11 protein-coding genes are annotated in these 7,734 nt (G+C 23.7%); 9 read left to right on the top strand and 2 right to left on the bottom strand.

Going from position 1 to position 7,734, the window contains the following annotated elements; all coding sequences use genetic code 11:
• Nucleotides 1-47: 47 nt before the first annotated feature.
• Entirely contained in the window at nucleotides 48-749 is a 702-nt protein-coding gene (locus tag R5Z65_RS09070; protein ID WP_317368669.1) for a hypothetical protein, read from the bottom strand.
• A gap of 20 nt (nucleotides 750-769) precedes the next feature.
• Entirely contained in the window at nucleotides 770-2,188 is a 1,419-nt protein-coding gene (locus R5Z65_RS09065; protein WP_317368668.1) for a HAMP domain-containing sensor histidine kinase, read from the bottom strand.
• A 129-nt stretch (nucleotides 2,189-2,317) separates the two neighbouring features.
• Here R5Z65_RS09065 and R5Z65_RS09060 point away from each other — a divergent pair, with 129 nt between their 5' ends.
• The 9 genes from R5Z65_RS09060 to recO all read left to right on the top strand — a co-directional run bounded on the left by R5Z65_RS09060 (nucleotide 2,318) and on the right by recO (nucleotide 7,706).
• The gene (locus tag R5Z65_RS09060; protein ID WP_317368667.1) at nucleotides 2,318-2,611 is read left to right on the top strand and encodes a YabP/YqfC family sporulation protein; all 294 of its coding nucleotides are present in this window, start codon (nucleotides 2,318-2,320) and stop codon (nucleotides 2,609-2,611) included.
• Between the two features lie 12 nt (nucleotides 2,612-2,623).
• A complete protein-coding gene (gene yqfD / locus R5Z65_RS09055; RefSeq protein WP_317368666.1) occupies nucleotides 2,624-3,877 on the top strand; it encodes a sporulation protein YqfD in 1,254 nt (417 codons plus the stop codon).
• Nucleotides 3,846-4,835 carry a PhoH family protein gene (locus R5Z65_RS09050; protein ID WP_317368665.1) on the top strand — a complete coding sequence of 330 codons (990 nt, stop codon included), beginning with the start codon at nucleotides 3,846-3,848 and terminating at the stop codon, nucleotides 4,833-4,835. Before yqfD ends, R5Z65_RS09050 begins: the two co-directional genes overlap by 32 nt.
• 8 nt (nucleotides 4,836-4,843) lie before the next feature.
• Nucleotides 4,844-5,305 carry an rRNA maturation RNase YbeY gene (ybeY, locus tag R5Z65_RS09045; protein WP_317368663.1) on the top strand — a complete coding sequence of 154 codons (462 nt, stop codon included), beginning with the start codon at nucleotides 4,844-4,846 and terminating at the stop codon, nucleotides 5,303-5,305.
• 25 nt (nucleotides 5,306-5,330) lie between these two features.
• Nucleotides 5,331-6,236, top strand: a complete 906-nt coding sequence (era, locus tag R5Z65_RS09040; protein ID WP_317368662.1) for a GTPase Era — start codon at nucleotides 5,331-5,333, stop codon at nucleotides 6,234-6,236.
• Nucleotides 6,237-6,250: 14 nt separating this feature from the next.
• Complete coding sequence (locus tag R5Z65_RS09035; protein WP_317368661.1) at nucleotides 6,251-6,571, top strand: hypothetical protein; 321 nt, start codon at nucleotides 6,251-6,253, stop codon at nucleotides 6,569-6,571.
• A complete protein-coding gene (locus tag R5Z65_RS09030; RefSeq protein ID WP_317368660.1) occupies nucleotides 6,541-6,711 on the top strand; it encodes a hypothetical protein in 171 nt (56 codons plus the stop codon). Before R5Z65_RS09035 ends, R5Z65_RS09030 begins: the two co-directional genes overlap by 31 nt.
• A 105-nt stretch (nucleotides 6,712-6,816) precedes the next feature.
• Nucleotides 6,817-6,942: a hypothetical protein gene (locus tag R5Z65_RS09025; RefSeq protein ID WP_317368659.1), complete on the top strand. Its 126-nt coding sequence runs from the start codon at nucleotides 6,817-6,819 to the stop codon at nucleotides 6,940-6,942.
• Between the two features lie 11 nt (nucleotides 6,943-6,953).
• Nucleotides 6,954-7,706: a DNA repair protein RecO gene (gene recO / locus R5Z65_RS09020; RefSeq protein ID WP_317368658.1), complete on the top strand. Its 753-nt coding sequence runs from the start codon at nucleotides 6,954-6,956 to the stop codon at nucleotides 7,704-7,706.
• The last annotated feature ends 28 nt before the right edge of the window (nucleotides 7,707-7,734 follow it).

Below are 7,734 nucleotides of genomic sequence, written 5' to 3'. Positions count from 1 at the left end.
TAACTAAAAATTTAATTATAAGGTATATTTTGTTATGTTTTTATATTTTATGTTTTTTTTAATTTTTTATATATTATTCTACATAATATGATTTGCCATATAACAAATAATACAAACATTCCCAAAATAAAAATTATAAATCCACTACTTACAGAAAACGAAATATAAAATATTAAAGAACTTATAATTAAGCTAAAAATATTCCCTAAAATTATAAAAATGATAAATTCTATCTTATTAAAATAATTACACATACTAGATATAATATACGGTACAAAAAATAAAATTAGAAATAAAAATATATAACTTGGCATATTATATTTAATGCTATATATGTATCCAAATATAATGTAATATGGGAAAAAATATATTATAAATTTTGATATATTAGGTGCATATTTTAGTAAATATCTAATAATTTGTATCGCAAAGCTTAGTGTTGCTAAAAGTACCCCAGTAGCTAAAGTCCCAAATGGTTTAAAATAATAATTATAATCTTGATAATTAGAAAATAATTTAAACAACAACATACTTATTATCAAACTAATAATATTACCTATAAATATTGATATTAAAGCTATAATATTACTTTTATCTTTATATATTTTTATTACAAAAAATGGAATTATAGCAGATAAATATCCTATTAAAGTTATTATTGTATTTTTACCAAAACGGTCTAACATTAACCCTATATAACTATATGGTACTAAATATAGTAATAGCCACCATTTACTATTATTTTTCATATATATCACACCCTTTAAAATTATTCACCCTTTGTTAAACTAAAAATAAACTCACTACCCTTATTAATTTCACTTTTAATATCTATAGTTTCTCCTTGAGATAATATAAATTCTTTTACAATAGAAAGTCCTAGTCCACTACCCTTTTTATCTTTCCCTCTAGAATAATCTGCCTTATAAAATCTATCAAATATTCTCTTTTGTTCTTCTGAAGATATCCCTGGTCCTTCATCTTTTATAGATACAAAAACTTTGTTAGCCTTAATGCTTGTAGAAATATATATAGATTTATTGTTTTCTGTAAATTTTATAGCATTATCAATAAGGTTGTATATTACTCTTTGTATTTTTTCTAAATCTGCTAAAACTAAAGTTTCTTTTTCTGCAAAGGATATTTTTATATCCAAATTTTTAGTAATTACCCTAGCCTCAAAGCTTATAATAGTCCTTCTTATAAGCTCATTTATATCAAATAAAACATTTTTATTTTGATTATCCATATCTTCTAGTCTATTAATATCTAATATATTATTGGCAAGGACTGTCAATCTTTCTGTTTCTTCTAATACTATGTTTATATATTTTTCTTTTTTTTCTTCTGGAATTGTACCATCTATTATGGCTTCTAAAAAACCTTTCATAGATGTTAGTGGTGAACGTATATCGTGGGATATGTTAGATATAAATTCTCTTCTTCTCTTTTCTTGTTCATCTAAGCTTTCTGCCATATCATTTAAAACATTTGCCAACTGCCCTATTTCATCTTTACTATTTATATATATACGTTTTTTAAAATTTCCCCCAGCCATAATTTTTGCTGCATCATTAATTTCTATAAGAGGCAAACTAATTTTTTTAGAAAATAAGTAAACTAGTATAAATGCACCTATTATAGCAAATACAGTAAATAACATTATTATTTGATATGCTTTTTCTACTGTTAAAAATAAATCTGTTACAGGTGTATTTATAAAAATAGTCCCTATATATTCACCATTTATAGTCATAGGATTACCTATGCTAAGTACAGGCTCATCTAATATGCCACCCATAGTTCCCTTTATCTCGTAGTATGAATTATTGTTATTATCTTTTAATATTTCTTCTAAATCTATTTTTTTGTTATACCACTTAGAGTTTATATCTGTAGAAATTATTTTAATAATATTTTCATTATCTATAAATATAAAACTAGAATTAAGATACTCTTCTAATATTTCAATTTCATTTTGTAAAGCTAATAGACCAAATCTACCTTCCAAAAAATATGCTTGTTTAAATGTTTTAGAAATTTTTTGGCTTTGTTCTACAAGCAAATCTTTTTTTTGCTCTACAAAAAAGGAACTAAAAGCCTTTGTAAGTCCTGCTCCTAATAGTGCAAAACTTATAATAAGTACAAAAGATTGCATAAAAAATTGTTTTTTAAACAATGTATTCATTAAAGTCACCCCTTTATTTAATATAAAGTTATATATATTATACTATAAAAAAATTTTATTGAAAATAGATTTATATTCTAATTAACATAAATTTAACATATAATCTATTGCTAAGGGAGGTAGATTTATATGAAAAAAAATAAAGCTCCAAATAATTTAATAAGATATATAAAAAAAGGATTAACAGAAAACATAGAGCTACCTAATGAAATAGTTTTAAATGTTCCTCTTATAACTGTTGTAGGTAAAAATAAAATTTTAATAGAAAACTTTAAAAATATAGTACAATATTCTAATGAAACTATAAAAATAAATACATCTTGTGGTATTTTTAAAATAGTTGGTAAAAATCTTTTTTTAAAAGAGCTTAATAAAAATAAAATTTTAATAAAAGGTATTTTAAAACAGTTTGAATTTATATAGGTTGGTGAAATAATGTTTAAATTTTTGTGGAATTACTTTAGAGGATATGTTATTATAAAAATTACAGGGTTTTCTATTGAAAGATTTTTAAATTTATGTTTAAATAAAAATATAAATTTATGTAAATTAGAAGAAGTTAATAATGGTGTTATATGCAAGTTAAATATAAAAGATTTTAAATCTTTAAAAGAAATATCTAGAAAAACTGGATGTAAATATAAAATAGTTTCAAGGTATGGTATGCCATTTTTTATATTTAAAAATAGAAAAAGAAAAATGTTTTTAATAGGTATTATGATTTTTATATCTTTATTATATTATTTTTCTTCTTTTATATGGACAATACAAGTTGTAGGTAACAATAACGTAGATAATAACTCTATTTTACGTTTTTGTGAAGAAAAAGGATTATATTTAGGTGCATATAAAAGGAAGATTGCTATAAAAACCATACAATCAGATTTAAAAAATAATTTTGATACAATATCTTGGGTAAATATAAAAATAGATGGAACTAAAGCAACTATAAGCATTTCTGAAAATATACCAAAGCAAAATTCTATTGAAAATAATACACCTTGTGATATAATAGCTAAAGAAAAAGGTATTATAACTAATATAATTACAAGGTCTGGCACTCCTTTAGTAAAGTCAAAAGATGTTGTACAAAAAGGAGATGTACTTGTATCTGGTACACTTCTTTTAAAAGAAGGCGAAGAAATAAAAGGTAATTATAACACCTATTCTGATGCAGATGTAGAAGCTAAGACAGAAAAAGAAATAAAGGTTACTGTACCATTTCAATACTATATAAAAGAATACACAAAAAATAAAAAAACTACATATAATTTATTAGCATTTAATAAAAATTTTAATCTAAATTTATTTAAAAATAATATTTCTTATGAAAATTATGATACAATTATATCAAGAAAACAACTAAAGTTATCAGAAAATTTTTATTTACCTTTTATAATAAAAAAAATAACATATAAAGAGTATATACCTATAAAAAAAACATATTCTATAAATGAAGCAAAATTATATGCTAACAAGCTTATAACAGAAAAAATTACAAAAGAGGTAGATTTTTCTTCTGATATATTAGATAAACAAATCATTTATGAAAAAAACGAAAATCAATTAATAGCCACTGCAAAATTAACATTAATAGAAGATATAGGACAAAAAGTACCTATATCTACCTATCAAGATGAAGGGAGCAATATAGATAATGGAACAAATAAAATTACAGATAGCCAATGAGAAAATTTTAAATATTTTTGGCCAATATGATACTAATATAAAAAAAATTGAACGTAGCTTTTCTGTTAATATTGTAAATAGAGGCGAAGACATAGTAGTATCTGGTAGTAAATACTCTTTAGGTAAAGCAGAAAAAGTTTTAAAATCTCTTATATCTATAGCTAATAGAGGCGAAGAAATAACAGAGCAATCTATAAACTACCTTATATCTCAAGTAGAAGATGAAAATTTTGACCAAATAGAAAAAATAAATGATGATTTTATTTGTGTTAATATAGCAGGACGCCCTGTAAAGCCTAAAACTATAGGACAAAAAAATTATATAAATACAATTAGAAAAAATACTATTGTTTTTGGTATAGGACCTGCTGGTACAGGTAAAACATATTTAGCTATGGCTATGGCCATCACTGCTTTTAAAAATAATGAAGTAAATCGTATTATTTTAACTAGGCCTGCAATAGAAGCAGGAGAGCATCTTGGCTTTTTACCTGGAGATTTACAGCAAAAGGTAGACCCTTATTTAAGACCTTTATATGATGCTTTATATGATATAATGGGTGTTGAAAGTTTTCAAAAAAATATGGAAAAAGGTGCTATTGAGGTTGCTCCACTTGCATATATGCGTGGTAGGACATTAGATAATGCCTTTATTATACTAGACGAAGCACAAAATACAACTCCAGAACAAATGAAAATGTTTTTAACACGTATAGGTTTTGGGGCTAAAGCAATTATTACAGGAGATTTAACTCAGATAGACTTGCCAACTGGTAAAAACTCTGGGCTTATTGATGCAATAAAAATATTAGATGGTATAGAAGATATAGGTATATGCAAACTTAATAACAAAGACGTAGTACGTCACCCACTTGTACAAAAAATAATAGGTGCTTATGAGAAGTTAGAAAAAGATAAAGAAAAACAACCCAAAAAACAAAATAGTAAGAGTAAATAGGAGTTTTTATGAACATTTTATTTGATAACAATACAGGCTTTATTATAGATGAAAATATCGTTAGTTTAATAAACAAATGTATAGAAGAAAGCCTTAATTTAGAAAATTTTACAACTAATGTAGAAATAAGCCTTTCCATTGTAGACAATAAAGAAATAAAAGAAATTAATGCTCTACATAGAAACATAAATAAAGAAACAGATGTTTTATCTTTTCCATTATTAGATGATTTTAATAATATAGACAATAATATATTGCACCCTATTCCATTAGGAGATATAATAATAAGTATTGACAAAGCTATATCACAAGCTAATGATTATGGTCATTCTTTAGAGCGTGAGCTATGTTTTTTGACAGTACATAGTATGTTACATCTTTTAGGATATGACCATATGACAGAAGAAGAAGAAAAAATAATGTTTAAAAAACAAGATATTATATTAAATAAATTAAATATAAAAAGATAAATTTGTAAAGAAAGGAACTAAAACTATGAATAATGATTTTCGCTCTGGATTTGTATCTTTAATCGGTAGACCAAACGTTGGAAAATCTACTCTTATGAATAGTCTTATAGGAGAAAAAATAGCTATTATATCTAGTAAACCTCAAACTACTAGAAATAAAATACAATCAATATTAACAGAAGATAATTTTCAAGCTATTTTTATAGACACACCTGGAATACATAAGCCGAAATCTAAATTAGGTAATTATATGGTAAAATCGGCAGAAACTACATTAAATGAAGTAGATATAGTGTTATATCTTATTGAACCATTTGAAAAAATAAAAGAATCTGATTTGTCTATTATAAAAAGATTAGAAAATGTATCCACTCCAGTATTTCTAGTAATAAATAAAATAGATACAGTATCTTCAGAAGAAATATTGGCAGTTATAGATAATTATAAATCTGTATACAATTTTGCAGAGATAATACCTGTGTCAGCATTAAAAGGCAAAAATAAAGATGAACTACTAAAGTGTATAAAAAAATATTTACCAGAAGGGCCTTTGTTTTTCCCTGCTGATATGATAACAGACCAACCAGAAAGACAGATAGTATCAGAAATAATTAGAGAAAAGTCTTTAAAACTTTTACAAGATGAAATACCCCACGGGATAGCTGTGGAAGTTAGCTCTATGAAACATAGAAAAGATAAAGATATTATTGACATACAAGCAACTATATATTGCGAAAGAGATTCTCACAAAGGTATTATAATAGGAAAACAAGGTTCTATGCTTAAAAAAATAGGCTCTAATGCTAGATATGAGATAGAAAGACTTTTAGGCTCTCCTACAAACTTGCAAATATGGATAAAAGTAAAAAAAGACTGGAGAGATAGTGACTTTTTATTAAAAAATTTTGGATATGACCAAAAACAAATATAAAGTTAGGTGGTATATTGAAAATTAATTATAAACATTATATATTTTTATTTTTTATTATGTTTTTTATATCTATCCCAAGCCTAAATAAAACTATAAATAACTATAAACTAGAACGTAATTTTATTTATGATGATAAATTAAATAATAAAATTTTACTAGACATTAATTTATATAATATTAAATCTAAGGAAAATATAGTTAGCCATTTAGATTTATTAAATTCTAAATATAAATTTTACAAAATAACATTAAAAAATGATAGCGATATATATTATACTCTACATATTAATAAAAAAATGAAAATATGCCAAATAATGAACCGACAGATGTTTTAATACCTCCTAAAGACACTATAATTATAAATGGTAAAACAGCTTATTTAAAAGAAGATGATAACATCTACATTTTAAATAATGAAAACCATACAATATATGGTAATATTAAAATAGAATTAACTAATACTAAAAATAAATAAAAGTCAATAGTATTTAAACTCCTTTTATGGTAAATTTTCAATAGTATATAAATATGTATTATACTAAAAATATAAATATACTAATTATAAATGGTGGTGTTATCTATGGAAGATTTATTTTGGAGTATTTTTAAAAAAAGTGGAGATATTGATGTATTTTTAGCATATAAAGAATATAAAGAATATAAAGATAAAAACAATGATAAGGAAGATAATAAAAATAATTATTAAGGAAAGATAAAATGAGTACATTTAAGGCTAGAGGTATAATAATAAAAGAAAACTTAGTTGGGGATAATGACAAATCTCTTATTATATTATTAAAAGATTATGGTAAATTTACTGTTTGGGCTAAAAATTGTAGAAACGGAAAAAGTAAGCTTTTGGCAGGTTCTTCCCTATTTTCTTATGCAGATTTTATTATATATGATAGTGGAAGAAGCCTATCTTTAAATCAAATAGACATAATAGAAAATTTTTATAGTATTACAGAAGATTTAGATGCCCTAGCCTATGGTACATATTTTTTAGAATTTATAGATAAAAATACACAAGATGCAACACCTATAAATGACATTATGTTGCTTTTGTTAAAATCTCTCCTTATACTTTCTAAATCTACCTCAATACCTCCAAAGTTAATATCAAAAATTTTTGAAATTAAGTTTTTACAACTAAATGGATATATGCCTATTATAAATAATTGTACTAATTGTAATTTAGACATTAAAGATGAGAACAATATTTACTGGGGAGATAATGGCGTTATATGTAAAAATTGTAGAAATACAGAAAATTCTTTATTAAAAATATCACCTAATCTAGTTTTAGTTATAAAGTATATTTTATCATCTAAGGTAGATAAACTTTATAATTTTAATGTTTCTGATAATATTTTAACTGAACTTTCCACAATTAGTAAAAGGCTTTTAAATGCTCATTTATACACAAATTTAAAGAGTACATCTTTTATAGAGGAGTTAGAAAATATATAAAATTTTTAAAATAAATAAAAGGATATGA

The organism is uncultured Tyzzerella sp., from assembly GCF_963558545.1.
Lineage (GTDB): Bacteria > Bacillota > Clostridia > Lachnospirales > CAG-274 > Tyzzerella.
The sequence above is the reverse complement of the archived record's forward strand: the minus strand, read 5'-3'. Positions and strand labels throughout refer to the sequence as shown.